19 protein-coding genes are annotated in these 19,003 nt (G+C 72.1%); 9 read left to right on the top strand and 10 right to left on the bottom strand.

All coding sequences use genetic code 11. The features are described 5' to 3' along the window. Positions 1-8: 8 nt before the first annotated feature. Entirely contained in the window at positions 9-998 is a 990-nt protein-coding gene (hypE, locus tag ABZ865_RS32870) for a hydrogenase expression/formation protein HypE (RefSeq protein WP_361238844.1), read from the top strand. Between the two features lie 100 nt (positions 999-1,098). On the opposite strand, the gene hypA is transcribed toward hypE, so the two are convergent. From hypA to ABZ865_RS32825, 9 genes are all read right to left on the bottom strand, one after another. Continuing rightward, complete coding sequence (gene hypA / locus ABZ865_RS32865; protein WP_361238549.1) at positions 1,099-1,446, bottom strand: hydrogenase maturation nickel metallochaperone HypA; 348 nt, start codon at positions 1,444-1,446, stop codon at positions 1,099-1,101. 7 nt (positions 1,447-1,453) lie between these two features. Further along, positions 1,454-1,642, bottom strand: a complete 189-nt coding sequence (locus tag ABZ865_RS32860; RefSeq protein WP_361238546.1) for a hypothetical protein — start codon at positions 1,640-1,642, stop codon at positions 1,454-1,456. Between the two features lie 41 nt (positions 1,643-1,683). Next, positions 1,684-1,890 (bottom strand): hypothetical protein, encoded by a 207-nt coding sequence (locus tag ABZ865_RS32855; RefSeq protein WP_361238543.1) that lies wholly within the window; start codon positions 1,888-1,890, stop codon positions 1,684-1,686. Between the two features lie 21 nt (positions 1,891-1,911). Further along, entirely contained in the window at positions 1,912-2,502 is a 591-nt protein-coding gene (locus ABZ865_RS32850; protein ID WP_361238541.1) for a DUF5947 family protein, read from the bottom strand. Further along, positions 2,499-3,077, bottom strand: a complete 579-nt coding sequence (locus ABZ865_RS32845; RefSeq protein WP_361238538.1) for a NifU family protein — start codon at positions 3,075-3,077, stop codon at positions 2,499-2,501. Before ABZ865_RS32845 ends, ABZ865_RS32850 begins: the two co-directional genes overlap by 4 nt. Next, positions 3,070-4,863, bottom strand: a complete 1,794-nt coding sequence (locus tag ABZ865_RS32840; RefSeq protein ID WP_361238535.1) for a nickel-dependent hydrogenase large subunit — start codon at positions 4,861-4,863, stop codon at positions 3,070-3,072. Before ABZ865_RS32840 ends, ABZ865_RS32845 begins: the two co-directional genes overlap by 8 nt. A 64-nt stretch (positions 4,864-4,927) precedes the next feature. Next, positions 4,928-6,019 (bottom strand): hydrogenase expression protein HypE, encoded by a 1,092-nt coding sequence (locus ABZ865_RS32835; RefSeq protein ID WP_361238532.1) that lies wholly within the window; start codon positions 6,017-6,019, stop codon positions 4,928-4,930. Continuing rightward, positions 6,016-7,695 carry a hypothetical protein gene (locus tag ABZ865_RS32830; RefSeq protein WP_361238529.1) on the bottom strand — a complete coding sequence of 560 codons (1,680 nt, stop codon included), beginning with the start codon at positions 7,693-7,695 and terminating at the stop codon, positions 6,016-6,018. The genes ABZ865_RS32835 and ABZ865_RS32830 overlap by 4 nt, the downstream gene beginning before the upstream one ends. A gap of 223 nt (positions 7,696-7,918) precedes the next feature. Then, positions 7,919-8,821, bottom strand: a complete 903-nt coding sequence (locus ABZ865_RS32825; protein ID WP_361238526.1) for a LysR family transcriptional regulator — start codon at positions 8,819-8,821, stop codon at positions 7,919-7,921. A 107-nt stretch (positions 8,822-8,928) separates the two neighbouring features. Here ABZ865_RS32825 and ABZ865_RS32820 point away from each other — a divergent pair, with 107 nt between their 5' ends. Further along, the gene (locus ABZ865_RS32820) at positions 8,929-9,279 is read left to right on the top strand and encodes a DoxX family protein (RefSeq protein WP_361238524.1); all 351 of its coding nucleotides are present in this window, start codon (positions 8,929-8,931) and stop codon (positions 9,277-9,279) included. An 86-nt stretch (positions 9,280-9,365) separates the two neighbouring features. Continuing rightward, positions 9,366-10,334, top strand: a complete 969-nt coding sequence (locus ABZ865_RS32815) for a PHB depolymerase family esterase (RefSeq protein ID WP_361238521.1) — start codon at positions 9,366-9,368, stop codon at positions 10,332-10,334. A 69-nt stretch (positions 10,335-10,403) separates the two neighbouring features. On the opposite strand, the gene ABZ865_RS32810 is transcribed toward ABZ865_RS32815, so the two are convergent. Next, on the bottom strand, positions 10,404-11,099 hold the full coding sequence (locus ABZ865_RS32810; protein ID WP_361238518.1) for a DedA family protein: 696 nt from the start codon (positions 11,097-11,099) through the stop codon (positions 10,404-10,406). Between the two features lie 240 nt (positions 11,100-11,339). Here ABZ865_RS32810 and ABZ865_RS32805 point away from each other — a divergent pair, with 240 nt between their 5' ends. The 6 genes from ABZ865_RS32805 to ABZ865_RS32780 all read left to right on the top strand — a co-directional run bounded on the left by ABZ865_RS32805 (position 11,340) and on the right by ABZ865_RS32780 (position 18,958). Continuing rightward, the gene (locus ABZ865_RS32805) at positions 11,340-12,521 is read left to right on the top strand and encodes an ROK family transcriptional regulator (protein WP_361238515.1); all 1,182 of its coding nucleotides are present in this window, start codon (positions 11,340-11,342) and stop codon (positions 12,519-12,521) included. Positions 12,522-12,812: 291 nt separating this feature from the next. Next, the gene (locus ABZ865_RS32800) at positions 12,813-14,330 is read left to right on the top strand and encodes a sugar ABC transporter ATP-binding protein (protein WP_361238512.1); all 1,518 of its coding nucleotides are present in this window, start codon (positions 12,813-12,815) and stop codon (positions 14,328-14,330) included. After that, positions 14,327-15,346: an ABC transporter permease gene (locus ABZ865_RS32795; protein ID WP_361238509.1), complete on the top strand. Its 1,020-nt coding sequence runs from the start codon at positions 14,327-14,329 to the stop codon at positions 15,344-15,346. Before ABZ865_RS32800 ends, ABZ865_RS32795 begins: the two co-directional genes overlap by 4 nt. A 17-nt stretch (positions 15,347-15,363) precedes the next feature. Then, positions 15,364-16,404: a substrate-binding domain-containing protein gene (locus tag ABZ865_RS32790; RefSeq protein WP_361238506.1), complete on the top strand. Its 1,041-nt coding sequence runs from the start codon at positions 15,364-15,366 to the stop codon at positions 16,402-16,404. A gap of 241 nt (positions 16,405-16,645) precedes the next feature. Continuing rightward, a complete protein-coding gene (locus tag ABZ865_RS32785; RefSeq protein WP_361238503.1) occupies positions 16,646-17,947 on the top strand; it encodes a Gfo/Idh/MocA family oxidoreductase in 1,302 nt (433 codons plus the stop codon). Positions 17,948-17,959: 12 nt separating this feature from the next. Next, on the top strand, positions 17,960-18,958 hold the full coding sequence (locus ABZ865_RS32780) for a sugar phosphate isomerase/epimerase family protein (protein WP_361238500.1): 999 nt from the start codon (positions 17,960-17,962) through the stop codon (positions 18,956-18,958). The last annotated feature ends 45 nt before the right edge of the window (positions 18,959-19,003 follow it).

The raw sequence follows: 19,003 nt of genomic DNA, 5'->3' as shown, positions 1-19,003 counted from the left end.
TCGTGGTGATGGGGCACGGCGGCGGCGGGGCCCTGTCCGCCGAGCTGATGGAACAGGTCTTCGCCCCGGCGTACGGCAACCCCGCCCTGGCCGCGCTCACCGACTCGGCCGTCCTGGAGCTCGGGGGCGCCCGCCTCGCCTTCTCAACCGACTCCTACGTGGTGCGGCCGCTGTTCTTCCCCGGCGGCAGCCTCGGCGACCTCGCGGTCAACGGCACCGTCAACGACCTGGCGATGAGCGGCGCCCGCCCCGCCTGGCTGTCCGCCGCGTTCGTCCTGGAAGAGGGCGTGGAACTCGCCGTCGTCGAACGGATCGCCCGGGCCATGGGAACGGCGGCCGAGGCGGCCGGAGTCACCATCGCCACCGGCGACACCAAGGTGGTCGAGTCGGGGCACGGCGACGGCGTCTACGTCACCACCGCCGGCGTCGGTCTCGTGCCCGACGGGGTCGACATCCGTCCCCAGCGGGCCCGGCCCGGCGACGCCGTCATCGTCAGCGGCCCGATCGGCCTGCACGGTGTGGCGATCATGAGCGTGCGGGAGGGGCTGGAGTTCGGCGTCGAGATCGCCTCCGACACCGCGCCGCTCGCGGACCTGGTCGCGGCCATGCTCGACGTCACCCAGGACGTCCACGTCCTGCGGGACCCCACGCGCGGCGGCCTCGGCGCCTCCCTGAACGAGATCGCCCGCGCCTCCGGCACCGGCGTACGGCTCCAGGAGCGGGCCCTTCCGATCCCCGACGAGGTCGCGGGCGCGTGCGGCTTCCTCGGCCTGGACCCGCTGTACGTCGCCAACGAGGGCAGACTCGTCGCCTTCGTGCCCCGGGAGGAGGCCGACGCCGTGCTCGCGGCGATGCGCGCCCACCCGCAGGGCAGCGGGGCGACGGTCATCGGCGAGTGCGTGGCGGAGCATCCGGGCATGGTCGTCGTCGCCACCGCGCTCGGCGGCACCCGGGTGCTGGACCTGCCGCTGGGGGAGCAGCTGCCCCGCATCTGCTGAGACACAGCCGCTGGATCAGCTGCGACGGCCCGGCAGACGGTGACCGGCCCCGCCCTGAGGGCGGGGCCGGTCACCGTCGTCACGCCGGGGCCACGCGCCGTCAGGGCACCGCCTCGACGGCCGTGATCTCCAGCTCCCGCCCGCTGCGCAGCTCCTGCGACGGCCGGTCGCAGCGCGGGCACCAGAAGAACGGCGGCATACCGACCGCGAACTCCTCGGCGCACGCACCGCACCACGCCTGGGCAGGCACCTGCTCGACCACGAGCCGGGCCTCGTCGAGGGCCGTACCGTCGCGGGCCACCTCGAAGGCGAAGTGCAGCGCGTCCGGCACCACACCCGCCAGCTCGCCGACCCGCACGGTCACCGACGCGACACCGCCGGCGCCGTCCTCGCGGGCGATCTCCTCGGCCTGTTCCACGATCGCGGTCGCGATCGACAGCTCGTGCACGCCGGACTCACGGATACCGGCGAGCGGCGCGCAGGCCGCCGGTCATCCGGTAGATCCGCAACTCGCGCACCACTCCGGGGAACTCCTTGACGAACAGGGCCAGCATCAGACTGCCCACCACGGCGGCCTGCGCGACCAGCACCTGGCGCCCCGACAGCACCGATCTCGACGCGTGTCCCACTCGGCTGCGTTTCATGCCCTTCACTCCTTGCTCCGTTTTCCCGGTGAGTCGCTCTGTCATCCCGGTGAGATGTTCGGCATCTCCTCCACCAGGGCGTCATGCCGCTTCCAGTGGACCCCCGTGGAGCGGCGGGCGTCGGAGGTGCCGTCCTCGTGGTGTCCGGTCTGTTCGTCGTACGGGCCCTTGTTGCCCTCGTGCAGCCCGCGCACGTGGCTGGGCGTGTCGGGCTTCGCCTGGGGGCGGCCCACTCGGATGGTGCCCATGTCTGTTCTCCTTCCAGGCCTTCACGGCCGCTCGGTCAGCTCCGCGAAGAACCGCTCCACAGCCGGCCAGACCCGGCCGCCGCCGGACAGGCCGCGCCACTCACGGCGGACCAGCGCGACCATCCGGAAGCAGTCGTCGACCGGCACGATCCAGTGCTCGTCCATGCCGCGCACGGTGTTCACGAGGAGCGCCTCCACCTCGGGTGCCACGGAGGCGAGCGGTGGACACGTCCCGGCCAGCCGCCGCCAGGCCGCCGCGTCCACCTCCCAGCGCATGGCCCCGGCCGGGCTGGGCCCCTGCGCGGTGACCGTGCCGTCCGTGCGCGGCACGAAGAACACCAGGCCCACCGGAACGCCCAGGACCGCCGTGTCGACGGGCGGCAGCCGGAGCCGGCGGCGGGGCACGAGCCGGTAGCGGCCCGCCGCGTCGTCGGCGAAGAGCACCGAGCAGGGGCGGCAGACGCAGCGCACCTCCTCGTCCGTGGTGTCGTACAGGTGGCGGTGCTCGTCGGCCACCTGGGCGGCGCACAGCTCGCAGGTCTCGAACCCGGCCGCCGGCGCGCGGTCGGCGGCCGAACGGATGACGCGGGCCAGCGCTCCCTCCATGGTCACCCCGCCTCCCGTGCCCGCGCCCCGGTCCGGCGCGTCAGCGTCGTCAGCGGGACGAACGCGGGAGCCGGCCGTCGCTCGGCGGGGACCTCCTCGACCGCCTCCAGTTCCGGGGCGACCGCCATGACCGCCGCACGGACGGCCCCGATGACGTCGGCCGACCCGCCGCCGCAGCCCGATCCGCAACCGGAGCCGGTGCTCACCCGCACCCGGGCCACCCGCCCCTCGACGCCGGCCCACTCCAGGTCCCCGCCGCGGTCGCGGACCGCCGGCCGCAGCTTCTCCACGGCCCGGGCGGCACGGTGCTCGACCGGCTCGGGATGGAGCGCGTGCAGCACCAGCAGGTGTCCCACCAGCTCGTCGTCGGCCATCCGCGCGGCCAGCGCCCCGTCTGCCCCGTCCGCGCCGTCGAGCATCCGGGCGAGCGCCTCGCCGTACACCTCGGTGAGCAGACCCACGGCCTCCAGCGCCTCGCGGGCGACGGGGCCGGGCGCGGACTCCAGGCCCGTCAGCAGCTCGTCCAGCCGGACGAACCGTGCCTCCACCGCGGGATCCGGCAGCCGCCGGGCGTCAGCCATGGTTGGCCCCGTAGGTCGGCGAGTGCACGGTCGTCAGGGTCTTGCCCTTGCCCATGTACATGTGCACACCGCACGGCAGGCAGGGGTCGAAGCTGCGGACGGTGCGCATGATGTCGACGCCCTTGAAGTCGTCCGGCCCGTTCTCCTCGAAGATGGGCTGGCCCTGCACGGCGTCCTCGTAGGGGCCCGGGGTGCCGTAGATGTCGCGGGGGCTGGCGTTCCAGGGCGTCGGCGGGTACGGGTGGTAGTTGGCGATCTTCTTGTCCTTGATCACCAGGTGGTGCGAGAGCACCCCGCGCACGGCCTCGTGGAAGCCGCAGCCGATCGCCTCGTCCGGCACCTCGAAGTCCTGGAACACCTTGGTCTCGCCGTCCCGGAGCAGCCCGGTGGCCTCCTCCAGGAACTGGAGGGCCATCGCGGCGGCGTAGGCGACGAAGTAGGGCCTGGCGCGGTCCCGTTCGAGGGTGTTGCTCCACTTCGGGATGCGCCACTCCAGCGTCGTCTCCGGCAGGCTCTCGCCCTTGGGCAGGGTGATGCGGACGCTGCCGCCGGTGGCCTTGACGTACGGCGTGTCGACCAGGCCGTTCAGCGCGGTCGACCACAGCCGGGCGAGCGGCCCGCCGCCCGTGTCCAGCGCGAGGTTCTCCCCGGTCCCGGCGTGGTGCCAGCGCGGGCTCATGACCCAGCTGTAGTTGCCGTCGAAGTCCCGCTTCTGCGGCACCGGAACGGTCGTCTGGTTCCACGGGTGGCGCATGTCGACGGGGTTGCCGAGCGGGTCGTGGGTGACGAAGGGCTCCTCGTTGACCCAGTCCTCGTAGTAGGAGCTGCCCAGCATGATCCGCAGCCCGAGGTTGATGTCGACGAGGTTGTTGGTGACGAGCTCTCCGTCGACGATGACGCCCGGGGTGACGTGCATCGCCTTGCCCCACTCGTTCATCGAGGCGTAGCGGTAGTCGACGACGTCCGGGTTCTGGAAGGCGCCCCAGCAGCCCAGCAGGATGCGCCGCTTGCCGACCTCCTCGTACCCCGGCAGGGCGTCGTAGAAGAAGTCGAAGACGTCGTCGTTCATCGCCACCGACTTCTTGATGAAGTCGATGATGTGCATCAGCCGGCTGAGGTAGTCGGTGAAGGTGCTGGGCTGCGGCATCGTGCCGACGCCGCCCGGGTACATCGTGGACGGGTGGACGTGCCGCCCCTCCATCAGGCAGAACATCTCCCGGGTGACCCGGCTGACCTTCAGTGCCTCCTTGTAGACCTCGCCCTCGAAGGGGTTGAAGGCCTTCATGATGTCGGCGATGGTCCGGAAGCCGTGGACGTTCCCGCGGGGCGCGTCGGTGCGCTCGGCGCGGGAGAGGAGGCCGGGGTTGGTGGCCTTGACCATCGCCTCGCAGAAGTCCACGAACACCAGGTTGTCCTGGAAGATCGTGTGGTCGAACATGTACTCGGCCGCCTCGCCGAGGTTGGTGATGTGTTCGGCGATCCGGGGCGGCTTGACGCCGTAGGCCATCTGCTGGGCGTAGTTCGAGCAGGTGGTGTGGTTGTCGCCGCAGATGCCGCAGATCCGTGAGGTGATGAAGCCGGCGTCGCGCGGGTCCTTGCCCTTCATGAACACCGAGTAGCCGCGGAACAGCGACGAGGTGCTGTGGCACTCCACGACTTCACGGTTCGCGAAGTCGATCTTCGTATAGATACCCAGGTTGCCGATGATCCGGGTGATCGGATCCCACGACATGTCCACGATCTGCGCCGGTTTGCGCTCGGTGGGCCGGGACTCGGTGGTCGTCATCTGCGGTACTGCCCCTCGCTGTTCGGGTACGGCGGATCAGTGGCGGGATGGGGGACGGGCGGCGTCACGGACGCCACTTCGGGTTGTAACCGCTGGTCAGCTTGCGCTTCTTGTGGCGCCACTTGGGCTCGTGGTTCACCATCTCGTTGGTCAGACCGCGCAGTCGGCGTACGACGGCTCCGTACGGCTTGATGACCAGGGTGGACAGGGTGCCGCCGGGGGGCTCATCCATGAACGGCATGAACGCGTCGGGGAAGCCGGGCATCGTGCACCCGATGCAGATCCCGCCGACGTTCGGGCAGCCGCCGATGCCGGCCATCCAGCCGCGCTTGGGCACGTTGCAGTTGACCACGGGACCCCAGCAGCCCGTCTTCACCAGGCACTTGGGCGAGTTGTAGTCGAGGCCGAAGTCGCCCTGCTCGTAGTACGAGCCCCGGTCGCAGCCCTCGTGCACGGTCTTCCCGAACAGCCACTGCGGGCGCAGCATGTGGTCCAGCGGCGGCGGGGGAGCGTTGCCGGCGGCGTGCTGGAGCACCCAGACCAGGGTCTCCATGAAGTTCTCCGGCTGGACGGGGCAGCCGGGCACGTTCACCACGGGCAGTCCGGCCGTGGACCTGAACTCCCAGCCCAGGTAGTCGGCGAGGCCCATGCAGCCGGTGGCGTTGCCGGCCATCGCGTGAATGCCGCCGTAGGTCGCGCAGGTGCCCGCGGCCACCACCGCCCAGGCCTTGGGGGCGAGTTGGTCGATCCACCAGTTCAGGGTCAGCGGCCGGCCGGTCTCCGGGTCGTTGCCGAACGACGTCCAGTAGCCGTCGCCCTCGATGATGTTCTGGTTCGGGACCGAGCCCTCGATGACGAGGATGAACGGTGTCCCCAGCTCATCGGCGACCGCCGCCCGGTAGGGGGCGAGGAAGTCCTCGCCGCCCAGGCTGGGCGAGAGCACCTTGTTGACCAGATGGACCTTCGGCAGGCCGGGGATGAGACCGAGGACGACGTCCTCGATGGACGGCTGGTCGGCGGCCGTCACGGAGACGGTGTCGCCGTCACAGCTCATTCCCTCGGAGATCCAGAGGATATGGATCTCGTCGATGCCCTGCCGCTCGTCGGCCCGGCCGGGCGCGCCGCGGACTTCGGTGGTGCCGCTCTGGGTGGTCATGTCGTCCGCCTTTGCTGCAGTGGGTCGCGGAGCCGGTCGCGGGGCCGGTCGTGGGGTCGCTCGGGGGGTTGCTCGTGGGTGGCCGCGTCGGAGTCGTCCGGGAGGTGCCCGAGCGGTTCGAGTTCGTCGGCGCGGAAGTAGTGGAAACGGCCGTACCAGCCGTGCAGTTCGGCGGCGGGATCGTCGTCGACGGTCACCGCCAGGTGCACGCACCCGTCCACGTCGTGGAAGACCGCGGCGACGCGGGCGGTCCGCCCGGCCAGGAACATGTCCTGGGCGTCGGCGCCCCGGCCACGCGGGCGCAGCCGCACCCGGCTGCCGCCGCCGACCGGGACGCCGTCCACGAGCACGGTGTCCGTGGTCGGCGACAGCCCGTCGTCCGCACCCTCCTGCCACCAGGCGGGCCGCCCGTCGGCGGATGTCCGGGGCGGGACCGGCGTCTCCTGAGCCGGGGCCGCGGTGGTCCGGGGTGAGGCCGTGGTGTTCCGGGCCGGGGCGGCGGTTGCCTCGGGTGCGGCCGTGGTGGTCCGGGGCGGGGCCGCGGGGGTCAGCGAGCGGATGGCGCCGTGCAGCCGGGCGAAGACTTCGCGGGGCATCGTGTCGACCCGGTCGAGGATTTGCGCGGCGCGCGGATCGGTGGCCCGGGCCTCGGCCTTCTCCTCGTCGGTCAGCAGCATCGTGCGCAGAGTGAGGATCTCGTCGATCTCGGCGGCGTCGTGAAGATCGCCCGGACTCTCGGGGGCGACCTGCGGATGGTCCGGAAGGATGATGGGGGCGGAGAGGACGACGGGCCCGGTGGCTCCGGTGCCGTCGTCCGTGGGCGGAGCCTCGCCCCCGAGGACCGGAAACGTGAACGCGTTACGGCAGCTGCGGACGTGCTCGCGCAGCGTGGCAGGTGGATCGATCAGCGAGACGAACTCGACGCCCTCGCCGCCGATCAGGGTGTGGGCGGCGATCAGCGCGTGGCGCAGCGCCTCGGCGCGCGGGGCCCGGGGGTCGGGCGCGGGGCCGGCGTTCTCGGTGCGTACCCGCAGTCGGTACACGTCGTGGCCGAGGTGCTCGGCCACGACCGCGGTGTGCGCCCGGATCTCCTCGCAGCGGCGGAGCACCCGCCCGGCGTCCGCGGGCAGTGGCTCGGTCTCCAGGGCGGCGGGCGCGGAGACCGGAGCGAGGCACGGACCCCGCAGCAGATCGTCCAGCGCCCACACCAGGTCGACCTCGTGCGGCACGGCCTCGTCGAAGCTCAGATGCGTCGTCCCGTCGTCCATGCGCAACGACTCGACGGGGCGGAACCCGCCGCGGCCGTCGCCCGCCTCGACCTGCTTGTGCCGCATCTGCAAATAGCGCACCCGCACCCTGACGACCGCGCCGGGCCGCGGGACGCGCACCAGGCACTCGGTCTGCTGGTACCAGGAGTCGGCCGAGCCGGAGATGCCCACGGGGACCGGTCCGTCCGCCTCCACCCAGGCACGGGGCAGCAGCACTCCGAACTGCCAGCGGACGCGGTTCTTGCCCGAGGACCGGCGGTACGGGTAGAGCAGGTACCCCTCGTAGAGGACGGCGTCGGCGACGCCGCTCACCTGGCCGAAGGCATCGCCGGGCACGTCGTGCGCCGCCGTGCCGCGGCCCTGCACGGCGACGCACTCCACGCCGCTCCCGCCGCCCGTGTCCGACATTCCGCCTCCTCGCTGGGTCCGCACGCGCGCATGCCTTCCACCAAGGTCACACCCCTCACCGGACCTCGCCCCTCCGGCGGACCCGTGTTGGGCCGGGCAGGTGAAGGCGGGCGAGCCGGAGCGGATGAAGGAGCGGATGACGGCGGCGTGGAGGACGGCGCGGAGGACAGAGCAGATGACGGCGCGGAGGACAGCGGTGGCCGGGCCGGACGCGCCCTGGGCTTCAGGGCGCCGCCTCCCGGGCGAGGTCGAGGCAGCAGCGGACGAAGTCGCGTACGACAGGGTTGTGGTCGTCGGCGGGGGCCCAGGCGACGCCCACGTGGGTCGGGCTCACGCCGGTGACCGGCCGGTAGACGATGCCGGGGCGGGCGTAGAAGCGTGCGGCGGAGCGGGGCGCGAGGGCGATGCCGTAGCCGTTGGCGATGGCGGTCAGCCAGTCGTCGGGCTGCTCGGTGACCGCGCCGACGCGGACGGGACGGCCCTCGCGCTCGTCGGCGGCCAGCCAGTGGTCGCGCCAGGCGCCGGTCTTTGCCGGGGCGGCGACGAACGGCTCGTCCCACAGGTCGCGGAAGGCGATCACCTCGTGTCCGGCGAGCGGGTGCGTGGCGGGCAGCGCGACCCAGCGCGGCTCGCCGAAGAGCGGTTCGACACGCAGGGCGTCCTGGCCCGGGAAGGGCAGCCGCAGCAGCGCGGCGTCCACCTCCCCGGCAGCCAGGCCCGCGCTCGGGTTGCTCCAGGCCGCCTGACGCAGTTCGACGCGCCACCCGGGCCGGCGCCGGGCGAACTCGGCGACGATGTCCTGCGTCGCCTCGTTGGCCGCGCTCGCCACGAACCCGACACGCAGCACCCGCGAGGCGTGCCGGTCCGCCGCGTGCGTGGCCCGCAGGGCCTCGTCCCAGGCCGCCAGCACCTTCGGGGCGCGGCGCGCGAGTTCCCGGCCGGGCCCGGTCAGCGCCATACCGGAGCGCGAGCGGTCGAAGAGCCGCACGCCCAGCTGGGTCTCCAGCTGACGGATCTGCTTCGTCAGGGCGGGCTGGGACACGTACACGCGCTCCGCGGCGCGGGTGACGCTGCCGTCCTCGGCGACGGCGAGGAAGTACCGCAGGAGACGGGTGTCGACATCCATTCCTCCAGGTTATGGATGCAGGTATTGGACGGCGCGGCGGCCCTCCGCAGAGGCTGGGGAGCAGTCCGGGAGCAGTCCGATCACCGAGGCAGCCGAGGAGCCGCGCCGTGGACATCGCCTACGTCACCGTCACCTGTGCCGCCGTTCTGGCCAACGCCGGCATCGCCGCGGCCGACTTCGCCAAGGCGCCCTTCGTCCTCGCCAACTCGGCGGCGGTCGGCGTGCCGCCCGCCTGGCTCCCGCCGCTGGCGCTGCTCAAGGCCGCCGGGGCGGCGGGACTCCTGCTCGGCCTCCTGGGCCTGCGTCCACTGGGGATCGCCGCCGGCATCGGCCTGGTGCTGTTCTACGTCGGCGCCCTCGTCTTCCACGTACGGGCCCGTGTCTTCGCCACCATCGGCTTCCCGGGCCTGTTCCTGGCCCTGGCCGCAGGGGCACTGGCCCTCGCGGTGACGCGGTAGATGCGCCGTCGGCCACACGAGCAGGCCCCGAACTGTGGCGTCCACGCCCATATCGTCACGCCGTCACGCTCCTACGATCCGGGGACATGCAGACCAGAGCCGCACGCCTGACAGCCGTCCTGGTGGCCCTTCTGGCCGCCGTGACCGCCGGACTCCTCACACCGGGCAGGGCCACCGCCGCGCCCTCCCTGACCGAAGTCACCGGGTTCGGGACCAATCCCGGTGCGCTGCGCATGTTCCGCTACGACCCGCCGGGCCTGCCGGCTGGCGCTCCCGTCGTCGTCGCCCTGCACGGCTGTACGCAGGACGCCGGCTATGCGGTCGACAGTGGCTGGACCACCCTCGCCGATCGCTGGCACTTCTCCGTCGTGGCCCCGCAGCAGACCTCGTCCAACAACTTCTCGAACTGCTTCGACTGGTTCCAGTCCGGGGACATCGAGCGCGGGAACGGCGAAGCCGCCTCGATCGCGCAGATGGTCGACCGCCAGCTCGCCGACGTCCACGGCGACCCCTCCCGCGTGTTCGTCACCGGGCTGTCCGCCGGCGGCGGCATGACGGCCGTGATGATGGCGACGTATCCGGAGAAGTTCCGGGCGGCGGGCATCGTCGCCGGACTGCCCTACGACTGCTCCCGAGCGGCCGGCGGCCCGTACCCGTGCATGTACGGATGGGCGAACCAGACGCCCGCCCAGTGGGGCGACCGCGCCCGCGCGGCCCGCCCCGGCTACGGCGGACCCTGGCCCACGCTCACCGTCTTCCAGGGAACCGCCGACATCACGGTGAAACCGTCGAACATGACCGACCTGGTCAAGCAGTGGACCAACGTCCAGGGAGCCGACCAGAGCGCGGACCGCTCCGACACCGTGGCGGGCTATCCGCACCAGGTGTACACCGACCCGTCGGGGAAGGCCGTGGTGGAGACGTACAGCATCACGGGCATGGGACACGGGCAACCCGTCGACCCGGCGACGGGGTGCGGGACGACAGCCTCGTACATCCTCGACGTCCACCTGTGCGCCGCCTACCGGCTCGCTCAGGGCTGGGGCCTGGGCTGAGCCGTGGGTCTGCCGTGCCCTCCGGGCCCCGCGCCGTTCCGGGGGGCACCTGGCTCTCACACCCGGCGCTCACTCACCCCGCCGGCCGCTCTGCTCGCTGGGGCCGCTCTCCGGGCACTGGCCGCTCTGCCGGCTCTCGCCGCTCCGCCCACGCCGCGTCCGGACCGCCTCCACCAGCAGCGGGAGCAGGGAGACGACGACGATCACGGCGACCAGCGGCAGCAGGTAGTCGTCGACATGGGTGACCGACGAGCCGAGCAGGTACCCGGCGAGGACCAGGCTCTGGGACCAGAGGAGGCCGCCGACCGTCTGCCAGACGGTGAACGTCCGCACGGGCACACCGAGGGCGCCCGCCACCGGATGCAGCACCGACCGCACCATGGGCACGAAACGGCCGATCACCAGGGCCTTGCGGTAGCCGTAGCGGGCCAGCAGCCGTTCCGCCCTGGCCGCTCCCTCCTTGACCCGTCGGCTGGAGGCACGGTTCCGCAGGGCCCGTCCGCCGCGCCGCCCGAGCAGGTAGCCCAGCTGCCCGCCCGCCACGGCCCCGACGGCCGCGCACAGCAGCACCTGCCACAGCGCCAGCCGCGGCCCGTGCTGCCCCGCGCCCGCGCACAGCACTCCGGCGGGGAACAGCAGGGTGTCCCCCGGCAGGAAGAAGCCGACGACCAGCAGGCCGGACTCCGCGAAGATCACCACCAGGACGCTCAGCGCGCCGAAGGCGGCCAGCAGCGAGGCGCTGTCCGTGGGATCGACCGCGATCACCGCCCATCGCCTCCCGCCCCCCGCCGCTCTGCCGCTTCCGTCAAGTGTCCCGTGGACGGCGCCCGGGCGCCCGGAGAGCCGTGGGCCGGAGCCGCGGACGTCGGTCTTTGTCCTGTGAGTGGAGAAAGTCTGCGGCAATTACTGCACGACTTCTTCCCAGGCTCGGCAGCCGCTGCTACGTTCCCTACGAAAGCCCGACACTGGTGGCCGAATCTGGGCGGGGAGGGGCACGTGAGACGCATGACGGCACGACCGGCGAACACGCACCAGGCCCGTCTGCTCAAGCTGCTGCGCGACGGCGGCCCCAACTCCCGTGCCCAGCTGGGCGACCAGGTCGACCTGTCCCGGTCCAAGCTGGCCGTGGAGGTGGACCGGCTGCTGGAGACGGGCCTCGTCGTGGCCGACGGACTCGCCGCCTCGCGCGGCGGCCGCCGCTCCCACAACGTCCGGCTCAACCCGGACCTCCGGTTCCTCGGCGTCGACATCGGCGCGACCTCGGTCGACGTCGCCGTCACCAACGCCGAACTGGAGGTCCTCGGTCACCTCAACCAGCCGATGGACGTCCGTGAGGGCCCCGTCGCCGTCTTCGAGCAAGTCCTGGACATGGCCGGAAAGCTGAAGGCCACCGGGCTCGCCGAGGGCTTCGACGGCGCCGGCATCGGCGTCCCCGGACCGGTCCGCTTCCCCGAGGGCGTACCGGTCGCCCCGCCGATCATGCCGGGCTGGGACGGCTTCCCCGTACGGGAGGCGCTCAGCCAGGAACTCGGCTGCCCGGTGATGGTCGACAACGACGTGAACCTCATGGCGATGGGGGAGCAGCACGCCGGAGTCGCCCGCACCGTCGCCGACTTCCTCTGCGTCAAGATCGGCACCGGCATCGGCTGCGGCATCGTCGTCGGCGGTCACGTCTACCGCGGTACCACCGGCAGCGCGGGCGACATCGGCCACATCCAGGCCGTACCCGACGGCCGCCCCTGCGCCTGCGGCAACCGGGGCTGCCTCGAAGCCCACTTCAGCGGGGCCGCCCTGGCCCGGGACGCGCTGCAGGCGGCCGCACAGGGCCTGTCCACCGAACTCGCGGCCCGGCTGGAGGCGAACGGCACCCTGACCGCCGTCGACGTCGCCGCCGCGGCCGCCGCGGGAGACGCCACCGCGCTCGAACTGATCCGCGAGGGCGGCACCCGCGTCGGCCAGGTCATCGCCGGGCTCGTCTCCTTCTTCAACCCCGGCCTGGTGGTGATCGGCGGCGGGGTGACCGGCCTCGGCCACACCCTGCTCGCCGCGATCCGCACCCAGGTCTACCGCCAGTCGCTGCCCCTGGCGACCGGCAATCTGCCCATCGTTCTCGGAGAGTTGGGCGCGAGCGCCGGCGTCATCGGCGCGGCCCGCCTGATCAGCGACCACCTCTTCTCACCCGCATAGGCGACCCGTCTCCTACCTCCGACCGCCTCCTCCACCCGTCTTCCCCGACCGTCTCCCCCGACTGTCTTCTCCGACCGTCTTCTCCGACCCGCAAGCGACACGCTCACCCCGTCCCAGCGGACCTCGCCGCGCCCACTGACTCGTGTAGACAGCTCGCTTACTCGTGTAGATACGGCTGCTGACTCGTGCAGACAGCGCCGCCCGCCCGCAAGCACCCGCCCGGCCCGCGCCGCCGGCCGTGGGTGCGGCACGCCCTGCCACCGGCCCGCACGCCCGCCGAGGGGAACCCACATGGCACCAGAACCACCCCTGCTCAGCATGTCCGGGATCACCAAGTCGTTCCCCGGCGTCCGCGCCCTGGACGGCGTAGACCTCGACGTCCAGGCCGGTGAAGTGCACTGCCTGCTCGGCCAGAACGGCGCCGGGAAGTCCACCCTCATCAAGGTGCTGGCCGGCGCCCACCAGCCCGACGGCGGCACCATCCGCTGGCGCGGCGAGCCCGTCACCCTGCGCTCGCCCATCGCCGCCATGCGCCTCGGCATCGCCACCATCTACCAGGAACTCGACCTGGTGGAACACCTGTCGGTCGCGGAGAACGTCCACCTCGGCCATGAGCCGACGGCCGCCGGCTTCGTCGTACGGGGCAGGGCGGCGCGCTCCGCGACGGCCCAGCTGCTGAAGCGGCTCGGGCATCCGGAGATCGAACCCGGCCGCCTGGTGGGGGAGTTGTCGGCGGCCCAGCAGCAGATCGTGTCCATGGCCCGCGCCCTCTCCCACGACGTCCGCCTGATCGTCATGGACGAGCCGTCCGCCGCGCTCGACCCCGACGAGGTCGACAACCTCTTCCGCATCGTCGGCGACCTCACCGCCGAGGGCGTCGCCGTCGTCTACATCTCGCACCGACTGGAGGAGATCCGGCGCATCGGCGACCGGGTGACCGTACTGAAGGACGGTCGGGCGGTCGCGGGGGGACTGCCCGCCAGGACCACCCCGACCCGTGACGTCGTCGCCCTGATGACCGGCCGCAACGTCGAGTACGTCTTTCCCGGGCGGCCCGCCGCGCCACCCGCCGCCGACCCCGTGCTCCGGGTCACCGGGCTCGCCCGCGACGGGGAGTTCGCGCCGCTCGACCTCGACGTACGGCCCGGGGAGATCGTCGGCCTCGCCGGTCTGGTCGGCTCCGGTCGCTCCGAGATCCTGGAGACGATCTACGGGGCGCGCAGGCCCACGGCGGGCCAAGTCCAGGTCGACGGCCGGTCGTTGAAGACCGGAAGCGTCCGGGCCGCCGTGCGCGCCGGGCTCGGGCTCGCCCCCGAGGAGCGCAAGGCGCAGGCCCTGCTGATGCTGGAGTCCGTCACCCGGAACGTGTCCGTCTCCACCCTGTCCCGCTTCTCGCGCGGCGGCTGGCTCGACCGGCGCGCCGAACTGGGCGCCGCCCGCGCGGCCACCCGTGAGCTGTCGCTGCGCCCCGACAACCCCTCCGTACCCGTCCGCACGCTCTCCGGAGGCAACCAGCAGAAGGCGGTCCTGGCCCGCTGGCTGCTGCGCGGCTGCCGCGTGCTGCTGCTCGACGAACCGACCCGCGGCGTCGACGTCGGCGCCCGCGCCGAGCTGTACGCGGTCATCCGCCGCCTCGCCGACGAGGGCCTCGCCGTGCTGCTCGTCTCCAGCGAGGTCCCGGAGGTGCTCGGCCTCGCCGACCGCGTCCTGGTCCTGCGCGAGGGCCGCGTGGTGCACGAGGCACCCGCCCGTGAACTGGACGAACACCGTGTACTCGACCTCGTCATGGAAGGAAGCCCGGCGTCATGACGCAGCACGCCTCCCCGCCGCGCGACGGCACCGGCAAGGTGCCACCGGTGAGCGAACTCCCCTCCTGGCGCTCCCTGGTGGCCCGCGCCGACGTCCGCACCCTCTCCCTGCTCGGCGTGCTCGCCGCGCTCGTCGTCGTCGGCGGCGTCACCAAGCCGGACGAGTTCCTCGACACCCGCAACCTCCAGCTCGTCCTCACCCAGGCCTCGGTGATCGGCGTCGTCACGGTCGGCATGACCTTCGTCATCACCTCCGGCGGCATCGACCTGTCGGTGGGCGCGATCGTCGCCCTCGCCTCGGTGTGGGCGACCACGGTGGCCACCCAGGAATACGGATTCGCGGGCATCCTGTTCACCGCGGTGATCGTCGGCGTGGGCTGCGGACTCGTCAACGGACTGCTCATCGCGTACGGCGGCATGGTGCCGTTCATCGCCACGCTCGCCATGCTGGCCTCGGCGCGCGGCCTCGCCCTCCAGATCACCGACGGCAGGACGCAGATCGTCACCGTCGACGGAATCCTGAACCTCGGCGAGCGCGATTCGTACGTGCTCGGCGTCCCGCCGCTCGTGCTGGTCTTCGCGGTCGTGACGATCATCGGCTGGCTCGTCCTCAACCGCACCACCTTCGGCCGGCGCACCGTCGCCGTCGGCGGCAACGCGGAGGCGGCCCGGCTGGCCGGCATCGACGTACGCCGCCAGCGCCTGTACCTCTACCTGCTGTCCGGGCTGTGCTGCGGGATCGCGGCCTTCCTGCTGATCGTCCTCTCGGGCTCGGGCCAGAACACCAACGGCAATCTGTACGAACTCGACGCCATCGCCGCCGCGATCATCGGCGGCACCCTGCTCAGCGGGGGCCGCGGCACCATCACCGGCTCCGTGCTCGGTGTCCTGATCTTCACCACCATCACCAACATCTTCGCCCTGAACAACCTGCAGAGCGACGTCCAGCAGATCGCCAAGGGCGCGATCATCGTCGCCGCCGTGCTGGTCCAGCGCCGTACCGCGAGCACGACCTGAGGAAAGGGTTCACCGCCATGCCGCACGTCACCAGTCGCAGAGGACTGCTCTTCGGGACCGCCGCCGTCTCGGCGGGTGCCTTCCTCGCGGGTTGCACGAGCAATGACACCCAGGACGAGAAGCCCGCCGCGAACAACGAGCCGGCCGCCGCCGACAAGCCTGGCAAGCACGTCACCATCGGCTTCGCGGGGCCCCAGGCCGACCATGGCTGGCTCAACGCCATCAACGACAACGCGAAGAGCCGGGCGAAGAAGTACTCGGACGTCACCCTGGAGATCACCGAGGGCTCCAACGACACCGCCGCGCAGATCGGCCAGATCGAGACGCTGATCAACAAGAAGGTCGACGTGCTGGTCGTGCTGCCCGCCGACGGCAAGGCGCTCACCCAGGTCGGTCTCAAGGCGATGCGCGCCGGCATCCCGGTCATCAACCTGGACCGGATCTTCAACTCGCCCCAGGCCTACCGGTGCTGGATCGGCGGCGACAACTACGGCATGGGCTTCAACGCCGGCACCTACATCGGCGAGCGGCTCAAGGGCAAGTCCGGCGCCCGCGTCATCGAACTGGCCGGGATCGACAACCTGGAGCTGACCAGGCAGCGCACCCAGGGCTTCGACGACGCGCTCAAGAACTACCCGAACATCAGGAAGGTCGCCCGCCAGGCGGCCGACTTCACGGTCGAGTCCGGGCAGGCCAAGATGGCCCAGCTGCTGCAGGCCCAGCCGAAGTTCGACGCCCTGTGGAACCACGACGACGACCAGGGCGTGGGCGCCCTGCGCGCCATCGAGCAGGCCGGGCGCGACGACTTTCTGATGGTCGGCGGCGCCGGCGCGCTGTCCGCCATGCAGGCCATCAAGCAGGACAAGGGCGTGCTCAAGGCGACCGTGCTCTACCCGCCGACCATGGCGGCCTCCGCCATCGACCTGGCCCGCGCCCTCGGCCAGGGCAAGGGCATCGGCGGTCTCGCCGAGTTCGAGATCCCGACGTCGCTCACGCTCTACTCGGCGGTCGTCGACAAGACCAACGTCGACCAGTACATGCCCACCGGCTTCCGGTGAGCAGGGGGGTGTCTTCTGGATCAGGTTGGCCGAAAAGAACGGTGCCTGACCAGCCGACCCGAGCGGGGTCTGGTGCGTGCAGCTGCAAGGCGGAGGAGGGAGTCGACGCGGAGCGTCGGCGAGTGACGACAACGCGGCAGATGTGCGTGCCAGGCCTCGCGACGCCGATCTGATCCAGAAGAGACCCCCTGGGTACCGCCCGCACCCCCCACCGCGCCACCACGAAGAGGAGGACGAGCGCATGCAACAGCCGCAGCAGTCACCCGAACCGGAGCCGGAGGCACCGGCGGAGCCACCGGCCGAGGCATCGGCCGAGGCACCGGCGGAGACGTCGGCCGAGGCACCTGCCGAGGCCCCGTCGTGGGCAGGGAAACCCCCGCTGCGCGTCGGCATGGTCGGATACGCCTTCATGGGCGCCGCCCACTCCCAGGGCTGGCGCACCGCGGGCCGCGTGTTCGATCTGCCCCGGCAGCCGGTCCTGGCGGTGATCTGCGGCCGTGACGAGCGTGCCGTACGGGCGGCGGCCGACCGGCACGGCTGGGCGGCCACCGAGACCGACTGGCGGGCGCTGATCGCCCGGGACGACGTCGACCTGGTCGACATCTGCACCCCCGGCGACAGCCACGCCGAGATCGCCCTCGCCGCGCTGGCCGCCGGAAAGCACGTCCTGTGCGAGAAGCCCCTCGCGAACACCGTCGCCGAGGCCGAGACCATGACCCGGGCGGCCGAAGAGGCGTACACACGCGGCCAGGTGGCGATGGTCGGCTTCAACTACCGCCGGCTGCCCGCCACCGCGCTCGCCCGGCGGATGGTCGCCGACGGCCGGCTCGGCACCCTGCGCCACGTCCGGGTGACCTACCTCCAGGACTGGCTCGTGGACCCGGACTTCCCGCTGACCTGGCGGCTGCGCAAGGAGTCGGCCGGGTCCGGCTCGCTCGGCGACCTGGGCGCGCACATCGTGGACCTCGCCCAGCACCTGGCGGGGGAGCGGCTGGCCGGGGTGTCCGCCCTGACCGAGACCTTCGTACGGGAACGGCCGCTGCCCACCGGCCCCACCAGCGGGCTGAGCGGCGCGTCCGCGCGGGGCGGCACCGGAACGGTCACCGTGGACGACGCCGCCCTGTTCACCGGCCGCTTCGCCTGCGGCGCCCTCGCCTCCTTCGAGGCCACCCGCTACGCCACCGGCCGCAAGAACGCCCTGCGCATCGAACTCAACGGCGAGCGCGGCTCGCTGGCCTTCGACCTGGAACGCCTGAACGAGCTGTGGTTCCACGACGCCACCGAACCGGGTGCCGAGGCCGGCTTCCGCCGCATCCTCGTCACCGAACCCGACCACCCCTACCTGGACGCCTGGTGGCCCCCGGGCCACGGACTCGGCTACGAGCACACCTTCGTCCACCAGGCCCGCGACCTCGTCCACGCCATTGCCGAGGGGCGCCGCCCCGAACCCTCCTTCGCCGACGGACTCCAGGTGCAGCGCGTCCTGGCCGCCGTCGAGGAGAGCGCCGAGAAGAACGCCGTCTACACCCCCGTCGGGGACTGAGGAGGCCCGCCCATGCCGCGCCCGTTCACCCTGTTCACCGGACAGTGGGCCGACCTGCCCCTGGAGGAGGTCTGCCGCCTCGCCCGCGACTTCGGCTACGACGGCCTCGAACTCGCCTGCTGGGGCGACCACTTCGAGGTCGACAAGGCCCTCACCGACCCGGGATACGTCGCCTCCCGCCACCAGCTCCTCGACAAGTACGGCCTGAAGTGCTGGGCCGTCTCCAACCACCTCGTCGGACAGGCCGTGTGCGACGCCATCATCGACGAGCGCCACCAAGCGATCCTGCCGGGCGAGGTGTGGGGCGACGGCGACCCGGAAGGGGTGCGGCAGCGGGCGGCCGCGCGCATGAAGGACACCGCCCGCGCGGCGGCCGCCTTCGGCGTCGACACCGTCATCGGCTTCACCGGCTCCGCGATCTGGCACCTGGTCGCGATGTTCCCGCCCGCGCCCGAGCCGATGATCGACCGCGGCTACGAGGACTTCGCCGAGCGCTGGAACCCCATCCTCGACGTGTTCGACGCGGAGGGCGTGCGCTTCGCCCACGAGGTCCACCCCAGCGAGATCGCCTACGACTACTGGACCACCCACCGCGCCCTGGAGGCGATCGGCCACCGCCCGGCCTTCGGCCTGAACTTCGATCCCTCCCATTTCGTGTGGCAGGACCTCGACCCGGTCGGCTTCCTGTGGGACTTCCGCGACCGGATCTACCACGTGGACTGCAAGGAGGCCCGCAGGCGCCTCGACGGCCGCAACGGCCGCCTCGGCTCCCACCTGCCCTGGGGCGACCCGCGCCGCGGCTGGGACTTCGTCTCCGCGGGCCACGGCGACGTCCCCTGGGAGGACGTCTTCCGGATGCTCCGCTCCATCGACTACCGGGGCCCGATCTCCGTGGAGTGGGAGGACGCCGGCATGGACCGGCTCCAGGGTGCCCCCGAGGCCCTCACCCGCCTCAAGGCCTACGACTTCGAGCCGCCGTCGGCATCCTTCGACGCGGCCTTCTCCAACTGACCGCACTCACAGGTCAGTTGTCACCGCTCCGGGATGACGGCGCAT

The organism is Streptomyces sp. NPDC047085, from assembly GCF_040643735.1.
GTDB lineage: Bacteria > Actinomycetota > Actinomycetes > Streptomycetales > Streptomycetaceae > Streptomyces.
The sequence above is the reverse complement of the archived record's forward strand: the minus strand, read 5'-3'. Positions and strand labels throughout refer to the sequence as shown.